We start from the raw sequence: 15,123 nt of genomic DNA, 5'->3' as shown, positions 1-15,123 counted from the left end.
TTGATATGGGCCATCACCGCTCCGAGACGCATGTTATCATTGGCGGGAAGAGTGACATTCCTGAATTGCTCATGGGTGACATTTTAGCTTTGCGGCGACAAAGACCGTCAACGCATAGGGTTCATTATGTTAAAATTCATGACTGGGCGAGGATCAAGTTGTAGAACCGTTTCCTCTGAGAATGAAACGGCCATGATCCAAAACCATTTTCCGATCGTATTGAACTGCCCTGTTGATGCCAGCATTAGGACAAGCCTCCGAACTTAGACTCTGCTGTTTCTTTGTGCTGCCACACTATCACGTGTTGATATGGGCAATGATCTTTGTCGAACACGGTAAGGGCTCTGCCCAGCATTCTTCTTGCTCGATTTAGATGGTCCTTAGCATTTTCAGGATCAAATCGGGATAGTTCAAGCAGTGCTCGACCGAAATGTGCTTCAGTTTCAGCGTGCTCAATGGGGTTGACCATCCGTAAATTACGGGCCAGCTCAAAGAAATGGCAAGCTTCATTGAGCAGATATTTTGCCGCGTCTCCCTCTGAAATTGATCCTTGGACAGCAAGAGCCGAGGCAAGGCCATCTAAACTCCGGGCATGCTCGAAGGGCCGCCCGGAGGAAGAAAACGCTTGCATGGATTCTCGAAACGCTTGGATCGCCTTGCCAAGCTGGTCAAATCCATTTTCTTCTAACAAGACTCCATGCTCAAAAGTTGCCAGGGCATAGGCGTACATACTGTGCCCCCAACCTGGCTCATTGAAATCAGGATGCCTTTTTTCTAAAGAACTCTGGATGCGCACTATTGCGTTGCGCATGTCCTTCTGCCCGTCGGAGCCGCCAATTCTGCTGCCCCTGGCGATAAAAGAGAGGGCCTCGATGTTCAAGCACTCTGCCCATTCCATCGGAAAATCGTCCTTGTTATAGTACTGCTTTAGCGCGCCCAGTTCAGAGTTAATCCTGACAAAGAATTCCTGAGTCTTGTCACTCCCGCTTCTTTTCATGATCTCCAAAAGAGATTTTATCAGCCTCAGCCTCACCGAAGAGGTCCAGTTCTCGTCGGGAGCAGGGTCGTCAAGGATAACTGAGAAAATCTCTACGCTCTTGACGAGATTCCCATCTGCCGCAGCAAATCCCAGGCCTTGGATCTGGTCTCCATATTCCAACAAAAACCCGTGAACCTGTTTGTTATAGGTTGTCGATTTTGCGACGCTATTGGCTTGTGACTCGCGCCTTCTGACTTCCTCCCTCACTTTGTCGTAAAATTCATTCTCTGAGTAACCGAGCGCATCGATTATCTTTTTGATTGTTTCCTTTGACGGACTACGGATGACCCCATTTTCAATTCTGGAGATATGAGAATGGTCGCACCTGCCTACCTTGCCCGCAACCTCAGTCTGGGTCAGCTGAAGATCCTTTCTTCGCTCGCGAATCAACTCCCGCAGGACAGTTTCAAATTCATCGGTGCTCATAGGAACACACTACACAGTACATACACATTTTCAAGCAAGTGTATGTATTGTGTATCATAGTTTTGCGAGACGTGGATCGCGTGTGTATCGAAAGTCTTCAAAATCTGTTGTAATGTGTATTCACCGACGTGCCGGAGGTGATACCGATGACCGTTTTTGTGAAATTGCTGACCACCGTTATTCCTGCGGTCTTACCCTTTGTCTCGCCTACGCACGCCCAACACATCGTCCTTGACCACGGATCTTCGGCTCGTGTCGCATTCAGCTTCCACGCCGCCGAAGGCGTGGGGGCGACGCTTGTTCAAGACGGATCACTTCTGATCGTTGAGGGCACAATGGGTCCTGAGACCTGGGTGAGTACGCGCCGGATGTTCCGCGAAAGCCAGGACTGGCGCGCATTCCAAAGCATCGAGTTGAGCTTGCGCGTAGAAAAAGGCGTCGGCCTGACGCCACGGGTTACAATCTTAGACATTACGCCAACAGGAGGTGAGGAGTTCTACTGGATTGATCTGGAGGAGATCAAGGCACCCGGATCCTATACGGCTTGCGTCGCTATCTCCTCGGCCAAGCTGGGTTATGGAGTCGGAAGTGCCACAACGATGTTGAGTTTCACATTGAGGCGGTTGCTGGTTTCGAAATCAATCTACTCAACACTCACAAGAAAGCGCCGAGCGCGCTGCGCGTGATTTTGCAGAAACTAAGCACCCACGAATCTGGGGAGTGCTCTTACGAATAGCGCCAACATTAAGGGAGGCAATAAAATGGGCTACCAAGAAGATTTTTCAAAACCCGGCCACCAGGTCAATACGGGGCTGCCGGTCGACAAAGCTATCGACTACAATAGTCCTGAATACAATAAAATTAACGATCGTCTTTCGTTCAACGGTATCGTGCTATCCTCTACAGCCCACTTTGGTCTGATGACCTATGCGCTTTCTCAGATGAGCTTCCATTTGCTGACTGCTAGCAGTATCGCTTTGATTTCGGCTATCACAATAGCGAATTACGACACGGCTTTCGTGTCCTTTGCTAGGATCGACAAAGGCCGACGCAAGTTGGAGCGGGAGGAAGCCACTGATGAGGTTCCAACCGACACGAAATTTGCGAATGCATTGAAGATTTTTACGCGTTTGGGGTTCTCGTTTGCCGTCGCCTCTACTCTAGCGCTTTTTGTGATATTCGGTTTTTTCGCGAAAGACATCGTCAGCTACACGGTCAGAGAGCAGCTCCAGTCGGACCAGCCATTGATTTTCGCGGCCAACAACAAGTTTGAAGCGAGCCTGACCAACCGCAAAGATGTTGTTGCCCAAAAGAGGTCGAAATTCGAGGCGTTGCAAAGCGCCACTGATGAGCAGAACAAAAATCGCTTTATTGTCGTGAATACAATTCAAGACCGCATTGACGAGGTCAAAAAGGAGGTGCAAGAAAATCAGGATACTAACGCCAAGCTGATCGATGATATCAAATATTTCGCGATGAACGCACGTTGCGAAAGTTCGGGGATCCGGCATCAGGGCTGCGAACCGGTTGAAGCTGCCGGAGAGGGCGACAAGTATCTTGAATGGGCCACTAGAGGCGAGTTGGCCAACAAACAGCGCGCCGAGTTGTCCGCGACCATCGCTGACCTGGAGGATCTGCAAGATCGACTGACAGTGGATCTGGCCAAGGAACGGGCCTCGATCAGCGTCGTCGTGCCTGAAGCGCTGAATATCGCCCTGGACGATCTTGAAGCGGCAAATCAGGAGTTGCATGCCTTCAAATCGGGCCGCGCGGCTTGGGTTACCGAACGTGTCACCTCTGACCCGGATCGTGTGGTTTTCGATCCGGACAGCGTCTTGCAGCGTATCCGCGCGCTGATTGCTTTGAGCACCGAAAATGCGGAGTTTGCAGCGTTGCTGCTGACGACCAAGGCAATTTTGATACTGATTGAGTGCCTGGGGCTGTTGATCGGCATGACTGCACCAGTTGGTCCACATGAGATGCGCTTGGCCGCACGGCAACGCAAGGAAATCAAGCAGCTCCATGATGAATTCAAACACGATCTGCGGGAAAGCTTGCAACATCGCGATGCTCATCAACCAACGGGTGCTACTAACGCGAACCCGCAAGTACCGGCATGAGACACCCACTCGACAGCTTGAGCCAAAGTCCTATGTGCCACTCTGCGCGGCGACACCTGCCGCGCAGACATATTACCGCCTGTACCCTAGGCATTTGGGTCGCTACTGTCGCCGCCGCAGGTGCGCAAAGTATCGGGGCGTCTGCCATCCAGAGCCTCGACCTGCCCGGAGGCCGGTACACTTTGGTTCAGTTACCCGGTGGTGAACAGCTTCACTATGACCGCCACGCCAACAAAGTCACCGCGCTTTTCGCGCACAATGCGGATCAGCCCCACTACCTCGCGGGGCCATTGACCAAAGAGAACGGGGGCCGAAAGGTCTTTGCGGTTTTTGACGAAACCGGGCGGCTTTTCCGCATGGATCCCGAGATGTTGCACGGCGAACCGATCCCACTCGCCGAAAATAATCTGGTGTTTGGTCTGGCCGCGCATGACCGTATTGGCCACATACTCGGGCCTGACGGACAGTTTCTGATTCTAAACTGGCAGGGCACGAAACTAACCACTGCCATAACCAATTCTGCCGCCATGGCAATGCTGGATAATGGACGGGTCCGCATCGACGCATTTGGCGGCCAGTCTGCCCTTATCGACACCGCGCGCCGTACCGCTGTGCTGCACCCTGGTAATCGCACTCCACGGCAGATGCCAAACCCTCATGCACTGACGGACCGGATCAAATCGGATCGGTTCTATCGGCGGGCTTGGGCTCTGGTGGAAGCCAACCAACGCAAACTACAGACCCAGAATTTGGATATCTCAGACTGGGAGGCCCACTGGACACAAGGCGGCTATCTGAATGACGACTATTACAAGAACCTTGAAAAACTGCCTGCGTCAAAGTCATTGGACATGCACGCGAGCTTTGTCGACGCGGGAAAATTTCTGGATCAGCAAATCAATGCAACTTTGATGATCGCTGCATCCTGGTTTGCCGATGGCCTAGCGTATTGGTCCGGGCGGAACCCGGTGATCCAATACCCTACAGACTATCTACTGTCCTCAGTCAAATACAGACTGAAAGGGCGTGCGGACCCGGCGATCATAGAGAGCCTTGGTACTAGCCTTGAAGATTTTGGCGCATTTACCGATGTGACAGCAACCACTCTTGATATCCTGCGAGCGACCGAAAATGCGTTTGACCGGAGTTGGCAACGCCCGGTGCGGTTTACCCGCATCGATGTAACTCGGGAGTACTCCGAGTACTGGCGCATCGCCTACCGAACACCGCTGCGTACAGGCGTCGCATCGGGTTATGAAATGCGACGCATCACCAACCGACTTTTGGTCACCGAGGTTTTCCCATGGCAAATTGATCCCATGCGTATGAGTGGGCATCTCTTCTGGGAAATAGCTGACGTCAAGGCGGGCAAATACCTCTCAGCGATGATCAAAGAAGAAACCCAACATCATGCAAAATCCTGTTTTCCCCATTGCCGAACAAAAACACAAGCGCTGACGGATTTACTCAAACCAATAGGGGAAGATTTGATGAAACGAGGAGTGCCGACTGACATGTTTCGCCAAACCAGCGTACCTACCCAACCGGTGACAACCGGAGGCGTCGAAATCCGGGCCATCTCGGGCGTCAAGACCGGCGATCTGTCGGCTCTACATGAGCGTTTGCAGGCTTGCGCCTCATCAACCTACAGTCATTGCGAGGTCAACGAATGAAACAGATTACTCATGTTTTTTCCGGCGCACTCTTTTTATGCGTCACTAATTTGACATGTACCGCCACACTGGCCTGCGAGCCAGATGTCCTTTTGGCCGACGACCAAATAAATTTCACTGTCAGTTTGGCTGCTGTAAACCGCGAGTTGGCGGAATGCGGTCACGACCGGGATTGCGGTTCGGGTGCGCGCAAGCTCTACGGAATGAACCACATTGACGGCATCATGACAGTGCCTGGGGACCTGTTGATCCTTGGTCGCATAGTCGAGACTAAAACTGCCCAGCCTGCTGAATCGGTATCGGCTCTGGATATAGATGATCTTGTCGCCAACCTACGCAGTGCCATGATGATCTATGCCCGCCAAGTCGGCTACCACACACCTGTTGGCGTGACAATCGACATGCGGCCTGACACCTTTAAGTTGCTGCAAAAGGTATCCTCTGAAATCAATGCACTATCGGATTATGACCAAACCTGGCCTCGCGCTTGTTCACTTCCAATGGACGTTAAGACATTCTCAGTTCCGCACGGGTCGAGCGCAAGCGCCAAGATGATTTCAATTGATCACTGGCTCAAGCATGTAAGTAATGGTAGCGCCCACATCAACAACCTCAAATCAGTGACAGAACGAAACATGGATGTTCTGCTGAAAGCAGCGAGGGCGGGAACTGATACTGGTGAGATCGGAGGGATGACACGCTATTGGTTTTCTACGGGTGCGGATGATATCGTCGAGGATCAGGGCGTTTACTTCATCCGAAAACTCAATGTCGTACTATTGGACGAAGCCGAACATCTCAGCCGCAATGGCACATTCCAATCGACAGGTGGCGTCAATCAAGCCGCTCGAGAGTTTACGTGCGAAATGACCGCCATGATGGGCGAGTTGATCGAAAGCGCGGATCATCCGCAATTCAAGGAGCTGTCAGACGTGTTTCGTTGGAACGCTGTCGCGACCTTGATTGCCGAAGAGAATCTATTTGTTCGCAGCGGTCTGTGGCCAGATTGGTTAATCTCGGATCATCGCTTGGCCCTTTATGACGTACCGGACACGATTGAAGGTGTCTCAAGAGTGTACCATTGGCCCAATGCGCAGGAACCGGATGACAAGAAACTGAATGTTCGGTTCGTACTGCCCAGTTGCGGCGGTGTTCAGATCGACTACCGCAACCTGCCCGACCGCATACTGCGTCATGCATCTAAAGAGGTTGAACCAATTAAATTTGCAGTTCTGGAAAGCAGGCCAAACGAATTGGCGGAGGCTTGGAGTATTGAGGTGCAGTAGAAAGCGACCATCCTTGTCAAGTGCACAAAAGCGCAATGCCAGTCCCGTTGCGCCACAAATGGTCGTTTCCGCCGGTGACAAGAACATATGAGTTTTGTCCGTCACGCCTCCCTAAGTTGGTGCGCGCGGTTAGGTGAGGCCCTTCGCGGAGTAGGTGAGTCCTAAACTGTTGTGCTAGTGTCGTAACGGAAAACTCTCGTCGGATTTTGCACGGCGGCCTTTGGTATTTAATCAGTTTTCGTTGTTTGCCGCCCAAGTGTTGGGCCGATTTTCTTGTTTTGAGGTGACAATGACAGATTGGGTTGTTTCATTAAGAGAACGCGCCGGTCCTCAATCACGTAATGCGGTCCTTGGCTTCATTGCTCTCATTGCCGTGCTGATCTCAGTGGCTTTGCCAGACTATTTAGAGTTCCGATCATTTTATCGGGCCGTTAGCACACTTGAGGTTGAGCGGAATGAACTAAAAGGTAAGAGGGATCGCCTTGTTCAACGGGTGATTGTCCGGGGCAATGCGTCCGAACCAAATGGCCTTTACTGGCGTCGGATCACTTCGGATGAGGACGGCTCGGAAGTTGAGACCAATCGTGGGCAGGGTTACGACACTTGGCGTAAAGACCGGAAGCCCGAACGGCTTATCATCGAGTTCGCGAGCCATGCTTCCACATCAGAAATCGAAGCGTATGACCGTGCAGCTGAACGGATTACACGTCTTAGTCGAGAGATAGGTGTCTATCAAACAAGGTCTGAACTTGGGCTTCCAGCTTTCAGTATATCAGTAGCAAAATGGAGCGTGCCGTTGGTCTGGCTGATCGCGCTTGGGGTCGCCCTTTGGCCAGTTTGGGAGTTGCGCGAAACACTTCGAGTTGCGCAGGCCAATGCACCGGCAGCGAATAGTCAGGAGCTAACACTCTTGAGTTTTGTGTCTGTTCGGTTCGTCGGAAAGGAATTGCGAGTCGCGCCGTCAGCGGTATTTCGTTGCTTGTGCCTTGTGATGGCGATGCTGTCAGTTCTGGCTTGCTGGATGGGATATGGGTATGCGACAGCAGGTTACGGACCCACGGGCATGTCGCCTCTGGTCCAATCGATTTATAAGTACAGCGCTGTTGGCACTGCCTCGTTGGTTAGCATTTTCCTTCTACGAATTTCCATTTGGGGTCCTGGTCCCGGCGGTGCGGATAGTGATCCCCGCCTGATTTGGTCAGCTTTGTCTCGCCGATCATTTATGTCTGGCAGTCTTGCTACCATAGCAGCCGGACTGATCGTTTCCCAACGGCAATGGGACACACCGGACGCCTTGGCTCCTTATCTGCGCGTGCGTCAGAAGCGCCGTCGTGTGCAATCTCTGATAGAAACGGCCCCAGGTTTTTATTGGTTGTCTCGGCCGTGGCCTGAAGAATCGGCTTTCGCAAGGCCGACAAACTACGGTATCACTAGACTCGTATACCTTGAGAGTGCGTCGGACGTGGAAGCTTCCTTCGGCATGACATCGATCCTGCACGGATACGATTGGGCACCGACCGAGGCGGAACTTCAGCCTCTTTCTAATCCGCCCGACACCGCCGAGCTTTCTTTTTTGAGTAATGCCAGCGGTGGAACAATTCGCTCTTACTGGATCGAGCACGCTGCGTTAGACCTAGTTGAAGTTGGCGATCTTAACGCGGCAGCTGAACTTCTAAAAATCGCAATAGACTGGGACATTGGAGAACGGCTGGCGCAAATGCGAAGGGTCAGCATTAGGTTGGTTGATCTCTACTGCAAGCTTGTGCCGCAACAGGTATGCGTGGCGCAACTAACTGAATGGATAAAGAAGGGGAACAACCTCCAACCGAAAGACCTGCAAAGGTTGGAAGACAGGAAGGCAAGATGGGAGCATAGCAGTGTTGTCGCAGGGAAGCAGGAGGTGATTTGGAAGCTTCCGCGCCGAAGTATTGAAGGTGTTCCGCACCGAGTTGCCCGCTCAGTTGCGATTGGCTAGATTAGTAGTTGGTCGGCGCACTTCTCTCTTCCAAAGGAGGATGCTCGGTCTGGGTTCGACTCCCAGGAGGGGTGCGCCGACCGCAGTCTCAACTAAACAACACACACCAAGCTCGGAACCACAGAGCTAGCAGGGTCCAACCTACACCCTGTCTAGCGTTTTTCACGTCGAACTAATCAAAGTGTGCAGCATGCCAAAAACCCTATGACATAACTCATGCGCCAAAAACGGTCCTTTGCGCAACACTTGGGGCGGTAACTGATTTTCAATGGCTTACCCCCACATCCTCGACGCAATGTCGTGCTCTTCCTTGCCCACAGCATCGGCATAGATCGCGGTCGTGCTGAGCTGGGCATGGCCCATCCATTTTTGCAGCATGTGCAGCGGAATACCGTTCACGGTCGCATTGATCCCGAACCCGTGGCGCAGGCCCTTCGGGCTGCGATGCGGTGCATCCGCGATCCCGGCTTCGGTCATGATCCGTTTCACGATCTGCCACACGCGCGCGCGGCTGAGCGGCCAGATCGCAACACTTGCCAGCTTGCGCGACTTCTGCGCCTCGCGAATGCCGTGCGCGGTATTCAGTGTATCCAAGTAGTCTGGCGGCACAGGCACCGCGCGATAGACAATCTTCTGAGCACCAGAGGCATCCTTGCGCTTCTTGAGGGACCGCAGCGCGACCGTCCCGCCCGACAGATCGACGCGCGCAGGTGTGATCTCGACCAGTTCAGACGGGCGGCACCCGGTGAAGTGCAAAGTCTCACACAGGGTGCGATCCCGCGCGGGCTGTTTGCGCGCCACAGCGAGGAAGGCCGCGCGTTCTTCAGCATTCAAATAGAGGCGGTTGCCGTGACCGTCATAGAGGCTCGTTTCGGTCATATTTAACGGTTTACCCGAAAAGCGTTAAGCTGCGAAGTGAAAAAACAGACTGAACCGATCTATCCACGGGTGATGAAAGGCAGATCACTTAACACTATTACCAATAGTGTTAAGTAACGCGATGGGCGTCTATCCCGTCAAAAGATGCTTCGTCAGCTTTGCATAAGCGTTGACGAGGTGAGGCGGCTCACCTGCTTCTCGAAAATCACCATTTTCGCGCGCATCTTGTCGCCTCAAAAACTGCGTGTGCCAAGTTCGATCTGTTGTAACAAATGGCCGACCAATGCAGTCTTCAAACTGATCTGCGGTCACATCAACAACGACGCACTCTTGCTCTAACCAAGCGTGCGAAGTGCTGTCATCCTCGCGCCATCCAGAGACATACCGGAAGATACCAAGCCCTTCGTCGGTAAGAAAAGCCGCAAGGAGTTCAGAGGTATCGCCGCAACAACCATGCGGAAATTGGTCAAACGGCACGCCCAGATGTTCATGGATTTCATCAAGAGCACGTCGGAAGCGCTGCGCGGAAGCTTCGATATCGTTTATGTGCATGTGCGCATCTACGATGCATCTGGCTTTTCTGATCTGCCGCGCGCCTTTTGACTGAGCTCGAACTTCTCCCAGACGTGCATACGGCCTTTTTGTCTGGCATCCGCCAACCACATCTTTTTCCGGGCATCAGAAGTTTCCAATGCTCTATACTGGCCACCAGAGAACTTTGGCCAATCAATCGCGAGACCAAGTTTGACCATCTCGGCAGACAAGTCTTTGCCATCGGGTAGATAGCATTTGGCGACGGTTCGACCGTGATCATCTTTTGCGACAATTTCCGCACGGATCGTTTGCCCATTGCACATTGATACCAATGCCCATTTGGCTTTCTTTCCATGAGGGTGGTTCAGCTCGGGCGCATCTACCCCAAATAGCCGTATTTGCGTCTTCTTGATGGTGACCGTGTCGCCGTCCACGACGTAGGCAGATCCTTGCAGAACCTCTTGCGCAGTTTTCGTCGTCCGTTGGTCAAATGGTTTTGGCGCGCTGCGGGTGGTTATGGGTACAATTTGAGCAGACGGCGGCGCATCCGATGTATTTTTACTTCGGATCGCAAAAGCGACGACCACAGCAACAAGGAGAAGTAATAGCAGTACGGTTTCCATGTGGTGATGCTAGTCGACGTTTTGCCAGTGAGAAACCTTTTTTGAGGCCGCTCGATTCACTCGCAACAGATTTGCGCTCCACTTCCGCTGCCCTGTCTGCGAGTTAAACACGACTGGTGCTTGTGTCATGACTTGCGCAACAAAGTACTTGGAAACGTCCACTTCCCATCGCGTGATCTGAAGCTCCCGCCTTCTCGCAACGTCATGTTGCGCGGCGCGCGATTTCTGCAAATGACGTTCCCAACTTAGCTGACTTGGAGCCATCGGCTCTTCGTGATATCTTCACCGAACAGCGTTATTTCGGGAACTCGCCATGCCAAGAGAACGAGAGCCAAATCTGGTCAGATCCGGCATGTCCCAGCAGATCGTCGAGGATGGCATTTCCTTCGATGTGGGAATATACAAACTTGAGGGAATTCACGGCTGGTCACTTGAAGTTGTCACAGCAGACGGAACATCGATTGTGTGGGACGATCTGTTCGACGACGACAAGGCCGCGTTCGCTGAGGCTGTGATCACCATTCGGTCTGAAGGCGCACTCGCATTCCAAAACGGCGGCGGCAACGTCGTACCATTCAAACGCTGATCATATCAGCATTTCTTCTGCTCAGTCGCAGCACAGCTTGCCCTGCTTGATGTGATGTGAGCCCGCACCACTTTGGCAAGACCCCACGGCATCGCACCATTCCGCTTGTTGCAGCCAAAAGCTGACAATGCGCCTTCAGTTTCAGACAAGCCCTACCGCGTAATGATCCGCATTTCGGTGCCAAATCCGTTCAGGCCATCCCCCCATGAACAGCTCAGCATCCATTCATTGGAATTATCAAAGCGCACCAGACTGACTTTTCCGTTGTCCCAGTAGTTGTCACTGGGCTTGCGCCCGTAGCGGACCACCACGGTCTTGCGCGCCTCCGAGCCGTGTATGCCAATGACGTCGATCACGTTGGTGTTCTTTTTTATGCAGCGGCTGATCTGCTTGAGGTTTTTCAGGACCACCTCTTTTGAAGGGCCTTCGCTGCCGACATATCTCTGGGCCATCGCCGATGTTGCGACGGCCATGATGAGCGCACAGCTGATGGCGAGGGACGTTTTTACTGGGGTCATATTTGGGATGCCTGCTGTGATCACTGGTCAGCCCTGGTCTCAACCACAACGATCTGCTGTGGTGCCTTCTTGACCGTGGCGGCGGTGATCAGGCCCCAGATCCACGCCACGCCCATCAGGATCACGCCGATGGGCAGCATGATCAGCGTCATGACCATGAAGAGGCCGGTGCCGAAGATCAGCAGCTGGGCGATGCCCGCGCCACCAGCACCCACGACAAAGCTGCCAACTCCAGGGCAGAAGAAGTTCAGGATAACGGCAAGAATATTCATTTAAAGTTCCTCTGTTTGAGTATTTCGCGATGGGTGCATCTGCAGGGCGCGCGGGCGCATTCGAATGTGCTGGCCGCAGTCCCGTCACGAGGGGTCAGAGACACCTCTGCTTCGGCAATTGCAGCTGTCATACATGTTGCCGACCACGGCCAAACCGAAACATCACTCCCAGACTGGCCAGCAGCAGCCATCCCGCTGCCGGTAGCGGGACCGATGACGGGCCGGTGCCGCCGTCACCGTCATCGGCATAAAAAGTGGTCTGCGTGCCAGAGGCGTCGCTCACAAATGAGAATGTGCCACGTCCGGCCTTGGCTGCTGCCGGTGACATCAGGGCGGCAAGATAGAGGGGGCCGTCCACCAGAGCCGCTTCACCCGCCTGTCCGGCCAGCGATATCGTCCACCACTGGGTTGCGCCGAAGGCAGCCTCCATTTCAAAGGGAATTGTGGTGTTCGCGAAGACCTCAAACGGGCCGCCGCCCGTGCTCTGGAAATTGATGAGGGTTGTGCCTGATCCATCGGGACCAGTGGTCACAGCGGCCAGAATGGACGAATTCGACGGCGAATTGAGCACAAAAGGAATGGCTTCACCAGCATCGAGATTAAAGCCAAGGGTCACTGTCGGATCAATGTCCGTCAGGGCCAGATCAAAGATGTAGTCGTCGTCGGGGTCATAGTCCGTCAGATCACCATCATTGATGACAACCGTCGCCGCCGATGCGGGGGCCACCTGCAACAGGCAGCCAAGGGTAAGGGCGATACACGCAGGAAAAATAACAGAACGTTGCACAAGGGGCCTCCCAGCCAATTCGCGCTGCCGTTTTCCCCAAGGTAGGCTGATACAAAATTGGTAATTTTGTACAATTGCTTTATTCGCAATGTCCTAAGGTCAGATTTCGGCCAGAACGGTGCGATCAAATTGAAACTCGCTGCCGGTACTGCCCTGCATCTAAACGGTAAATCGCGCCGGATACAAAATTACCAATACTGTATCAATGGATTTGTTGGAGGGGGCCAGAATTGCGGTGGTGCCACCCTGCCTATGCTCCCCATTCCCACACAGCAAACTTCCATGCGCCTGTATAATGAGCGAAACGAACGTCTATATCTCAATGCGGCTGAACTCCAGCGCTTCATTGCGGTCGCGCGTCAGGCGACACCGGCGGTGCGGCGCTTTGCACTGACGCTGGCCTACACCGGCTGCAGGCTTTCGGAGGTGCGGGCGCTGCGCTCAGGCTCGCTGCAGATCGAAGCACGGGTGATCTCGGTGCGGTCGCTGAAAAAACGACACCACCATGTAATCCGCGAAATCCCGATGCCGGTGGCACTGGTCTCTGAATTGCGGCCGCTATCAGGAGCGGCAGGGACTGACTACCTGTGGTCACAGGAAAACCGGATCATTCCCCGCATTACCGCATACCGCTGGATCAAGGGTCTGATGCATGAGGCCCAGATCGACGGGGCCAAAGCCTGCCCACGCGGGCTGCGGCATGCCTATGGTACACGCGCTATTCTCTCAGGCGTGCCGCTGCACATGCTGCAGCGCTGGATGGGCCACGCGTCGATGCGCACCACCGCGATCTATTCAACGGTGCTGGGACCGGAGCAGCTGGAGCTTTCCGACCGGATGTGGTGAGGTATCGCGCTGAACACCGACAGAACGAGTTCAGCGAAAAAGTCGACCTGCGGCAGGGTTGCAACAGCGATTTTTGCGCTGTGCATGTCCGCCAGAGCACATTGCACCTCACAGCGGAACATAGCCAGACCCTCGAAAATCTTGGTCTCAAAAATTCAACAGACCTTTGCAGCGAACGCTAGGCTTCAAGGCAGACTAGCGTCAGTTTGGAGGCATGAAAACCCGCACACAATCCGACATCTCCGTCACCGCCCGCGAATTGCGCTGGTTTGCACATATCGATCGGCATGGACCGCAATCATCTGAATTCTTATTTGAGTTGACGCGAGATACACACCGTTGTCGCGATACCAGTTTGCGACGGCTGCAAACCTTACGGGCGGCAGGATATCTGAGACTACCGCCGCAACAAAAGCAGATCGCCAAGGCGGACTTTAATCCATATGTGTACGATTTGACACCGTTAGGGTGGGATCGTTTGTCATGCGAACAGGAACTTGAACGTCATTGCCGCCCAACGGGCCATTGGTGGCATGGCTACTGGGTTTCGGCAGTCTCCAACGCCATTGAAATTGCGGCGATAAGGGCCGGTTTGGAATACATCCCCGCGTCAATGATATTGGCGATCAAGAACGCACCGCTGGCGATACCGGTGGGGCGGCACAAACTGATCCCAGACCAGCTCTTTGCGATCAAGTATCCAGAAGGCTATCGGGCCTTCACGCTGGAGATAGATCGGGGTACTGAGCCGGTGCGCTCGGCGGCAGCGCGGAAATCGCTGCAGAAGTCCGTCGCTCAATATCGCGAACTGCTGCAGCAGAAATTGCACCAAAAGCACTATGGCCTGAAATCAAATCTCGCGGTTCTTTGGATGTTCACGAGTGCCAAACGACGATTGCAGTTCAACAATCTACTGAATGAAAGTGATCAGCAATTTTTGTTGCAGTATGTTTCAATGCCAGTGCCAAAATACGATGAACTTTCGCGCTCGATTAGGTGTGTTGTTTCTGGGTAAAGGAGTGAGAGGCAAACCGTCGCCACGACCAGCATCAAGGTCGACTCTGCGCAGAAAGCGGACTTTGCAAAGTCAAACGGACGGCCCTAAGTTACCATCAAACTCAGACCGTGATGCCGCAGCGCACCTTCCAAAAAGCAGCCATTCCATCAGCTTTCGCGAAATTCCAGTTTTAAGCTCGGACGGTTTGAGCGAAATTGAGGCTTTTCCAGTGACGACTTTGGTGTACTAGCCGCAGGTGACTGCGGGCGCGTCGGAAATGATAGACACGCCAGATTTAAGTTGGAGGGCTTTACAGCGTGGGGGTTCAAGTCCCTCTAGCCACACCAGACTTTTTATTGATGAACAATGCTGTTTAGGCCGTTCAAAAATAACTCTCTGATCTCAGTATCGTCACTTTCTTCAATTTTTAGCCTGATCAAGTTTTCGTCTACTGAGGTGCTAATGATAAATGGGCTCTTTCCAACTGATCCTCCCCCGCTGAAGTGGTCCGGCCCTATAGTTAGGAAACGGAGGATCAAAGATGGGAATCAAACGACACAAG

Annotated in this window: 15 protein-coding genes; 8 read left to right on the top strand and 7 right to left on the bottom strand. The window is 53.2% G+C overall.

From position 1 onward, the window contains the following. Positions 1 to 244 precede the first annotated feature (244 nt). Positions 245 to 1,465, bottom strand: coding sequence for a helix-turn-helix transcriptional regulator (locus Q0802_RS19610; RefSeq protein ID WP_298921469.1), 1,221 nt, complete (start codon positions 1,463 to 1,465; stop codon positions 245 to 247). Between the two features lie 146 nt (positions 1,466 to 1,611). On the opposite strand from Q0802_RS19610, the gene Q0802_RS19605 reads away from it, so the two are divergent. The 5 genes from Q0802_RS19605 to Q0802_RS19585 all read left to right on the top strand — a co-directional run bounded on the left by Q0802_RS19605 (position 1,612) and on the right by Q0802_RS19585 (position 8,519). Then, the gene (locus tag Q0802_RS19605) at positions 1,612 to 2,151 is read left to right on the top strand and encodes a hypothetical protein (protein WP_298921467.1); all 540 of its coding nucleotides are present in this window, start codon (positions 1,612 to 1,614) and stop codon (positions 2,149 to 2,151) included. Positions 2,152 to 2,226: 75 nt separating this feature from the next. Next, positions 2,227 to 3,585, top strand: coding sequence for a DUF4407 domain-containing protein (locus tag Q0802_RS19600; protein ID WP_298921465.1), 1,359 nt, complete (start codon positions 2,227 to 2,229; stop codon positions 3,583 to 3,585). After that, on the top strand, positions 3,582 to 5,258 hold the full coding sequence (locus tag Q0802_RS19595) for a hypothetical protein (RefSeq protein WP_298921463.1): 1,677 nt from the start codon (positions 3,582 to 3,584) through the stop codon (positions 5,256 to 5,258). The genes Q0802_RS19600 and Q0802_RS19595 overlap by 4 nt, the downstream gene beginning before the upstream one ends. Continuing rightward, entirely contained in the window at positions 5,255 to 6,544 is a 1,290-nt protein-coding gene (locus Q0802_RS19590) for a hypothetical protein (RefSeq protein ID WP_298921461.1), read from the top strand. Before Q0802_RS19595 ends, Q0802_RS19590 begins: the two co-directional genes overlap by 4 nt. Positions 6,545 to 6,833: 289 nt before the next feature. Next, complete coding sequence (locus Q0802_RS19585) at positions 6,834 to 8,519, top strand: hypothetical protein (protein WP_298921459.1); 1,686 nt, start codon at positions 6,834 to 6,836, stop codon at positions 8,517 to 8,519. A 273-nt stretch (positions 8,520 to 8,792) separates the two neighbouring features. Here Q0802_RS19585 and Q0802_RS19580 read toward each other — a convergent pair whose 3' ends face one another. The 3 genes from Q0802_RS19580 to Q0802_RS19570 all read right to left on the bottom strand — a co-directional run bounded on the left by Q0802_RS19580 (position 8,793) and on the right by Q0802_RS19570 (position 10,555). Further along, positions 8,793 to 9,398, bottom strand: a complete 606-nt coding sequence (locus Q0802_RS19580) for a tyrosine-type recombinase/integrase (protein WP_298921457.1) — start codon at positions 9,396 to 9,398, stop codon at positions 8,793 to 8,795. Between the two features lie 129 nt (positions 9,399 to 9,527). Next, complete coding sequence (locus Q0802_RS19575; protein ID WP_298921455.1) at positions 9,528 to 9,875, bottom strand: hypothetical protein; 348 nt, start codon at positions 9,873 to 9,875, stop codon at positions 9,528 to 9,530. Between the two features lie 83 nt (positions 9,876 to 9,958). Further along, positions 9,959 to 10,555: a thermonuclease family protein gene (locus tag Q0802_RS19570; protein WP_298921452.1), complete on the bottom strand. Its 597-nt coding sequence runs from the start codon at positions 10,553 to 10,555 to the stop codon at positions 9,959 to 9,961. 313 nt (positions 10,556 to 10,868) lie between these two features. Here Q0802_RS19570 and Q0802_RS19565 point away from each other — a divergent pair, with 313 nt between their 5' ends. Continuing rightward, on the top strand, positions 10,869 to 11,141 hold the full coding sequence (locus Q0802_RS19565) for a hypothetical protein (protein WP_298921450.1): 273 nt from the start codon (positions 10,869 to 10,871) through the stop codon (positions 11,139 to 11,141). A gap of 152 nt (positions 11,142 to 11,293) precedes the next feature. Here Q0802_RS19565 and Q0802_RS19560 read toward each other — a convergent pair whose 3' ends face one another. The 3 genes from Q0802_RS19560 to Q0802_RS19550 form a co-directional block, all read right to left on the bottom strand. Further along, positions 11,294 to 11,659, bottom strand: a complete 366-nt coding sequence (locus tag Q0802_RS19560; RefSeq protein ID WP_298921448.1) for a hypothetical protein — start codon at positions 11,657 to 11,659, stop codon at positions 11,294 to 11,296. A gap of 20 nt (positions 11,660 to 11,679) precedes the next feature. Next, positions 11,680 to 11,931, bottom strand: a complete 252-nt coding sequence (locus Q0802_RS19555) for a hypothetical protein (RefSeq protein WP_298921446.1) — start codon at positions 11,929 to 11,931, stop codon at positions 11,680 to 11,682. A gap of 127 nt (positions 11,932 to 12,058) precedes the next feature. Next, a complete protein-coding gene (locus Q0802_RS19550) occupies positions 12,059 to 12,718 on the bottom strand; it encodes a hypothetical protein (protein ID WP_298921444.1) in 660 nt (219 codons plus the stop codon). 282 nt (positions 12,719 to 13,000) lie between these two features. Here Q0802_RS19550 and Q0802_RS19545 point away from each other — a divergent pair, with 282 nt between their 5' ends. Beyond that, positions 13,001 to 13,564 (top strand): site-specific integrase, encoded by a 564-nt coding sequence (locus Q0802_RS19545; protein WP_298921442.1) that lies wholly within the window; start codon positions 13,001 to 13,003, stop codon positions 13,562 to 13,564. Between the two features lie 214 nt (positions 13,565 to 13,778). Then, positions 13,779 to 14,579 carry a replication-relaxation family protein gene (locus Q0802_RS19540; RefSeq protein WP_298921440.1) on the top strand — a complete coding sequence of 267 codons (801 nt, stop codon included), beginning with the start codon at positions 13,779 to 13,781 and terminating at the stop codon, positions 14,577 to 14,579. Positions 14,580 to 15,123: the final 544 nt, after the last annotated feature.

Source organism: uncultured Roseobacter sp., from assembly GCF_947495275.1.
In the GTDB taxonomy this organism is placed as follows: domain Bacteria; phylum Pseudomonadota; class Alphaproteobacteria; order Rhodobacterales; family Rhodobacteraceae; genus Roseobacter.
This window is presented reverse-complemented; position numbering and strand designations above follow the sequence as displayed.

Excerpts from the sequence above, each read along its gene's own strand:
- Q0802_RS19600 (WP_298921465.1), top strand. The coding sequence starts at position 2,227 with ATGGGCTACCAAGAAGATTTTTCAAAACCCGGCCACCAGGTCAATACG.
- Q0802_RS19595 (WP_298921463.1), top strand. The coding sequence starts at position 3,582 with ATGAGACACCCACTCGACAGCTTGAGCCAAAGTCCTATGTGCCACTCT.
- Q0802_RS19560 (WP_298921448.1), bottom strand. The coding sequence starts at position 11,659 with ATGACCCCAGTAAAAACGTCCCTCGCCATCAGCTGTGCGCTCATCATG.
- Q0802_RS19580 (WP_298921457.1), bottom strand. The coding sequence starts at position 9,398 with ATGACCGAAACGAGCCTCTATGACGGTCACGGCAACCGCCTCTATTTG.
- Q0802_RS19590 (WP_298921461.1), top strand. The coding sequence starts at position 5,255 with ATGAAACAGATTACTCATGTTTTTTCCGGCGCACTCTTTTTATGCGTC.
- Q0802_RS19605 (WP_298921467.1), top strand. The coding sequence starts at position 1,612 with ATGACCGTTTTTGTGAAATTGCTGACCACCGTTATTCCTGCGGTCTTA.
- Q0802_RS19540 (WP_298921440.1), top strand. The coding sequence starts at position 13,779 with ATGAAAACCCGCACACAATCCGACATCTCCGTCACCGCCCGCGAATTG.
- Q0802_RS19585 (WP_298921459.1), top strand. The coding sequence starts at position 6,834 with ATGACAGATTGGGTTGTTTCATTAAGAGAACGCGCCGGTCCTCAATCA.
- Q0802_RS19545 (WP_298921442.1), top strand. The coding sequence starts at position 13,001 with ATGCGCCTGTATAATGAGCGAAACGAACGTCTATATCTCAATGCGGCT.
- Q0802_RS19570 (WP_298921452.1), bottom strand. The coding sequence starts at position 10,555 with ATGGAAACCGTACTGCTATTACTTCTCCTTGTTGCTGTGGTCGTCGCT.
- Q0802_RS19565 (WP_298921450.1), top strand. The coding sequence starts at position 10,869 with ATGCCAAGAGAACGAGAGCCAAATCTGGTCAGATCCGGCATGTCCCAG.
- Q0802_RS19555 (WP_298921446.1), bottom strand. The coding sequence starts at position 11,931 with ATGAATATTCTTGCCGTTATCCTGAACTTCTTCTGCCCTGGAGTTGGC.
- Q0802_RS19610 (WP_298921469.1), bottom strand. The coding sequence starts at position 1,465 with ATGAGCACCGATGAATTTGAAACTGTCCTGCGGGAGTTGATTCGCGAG.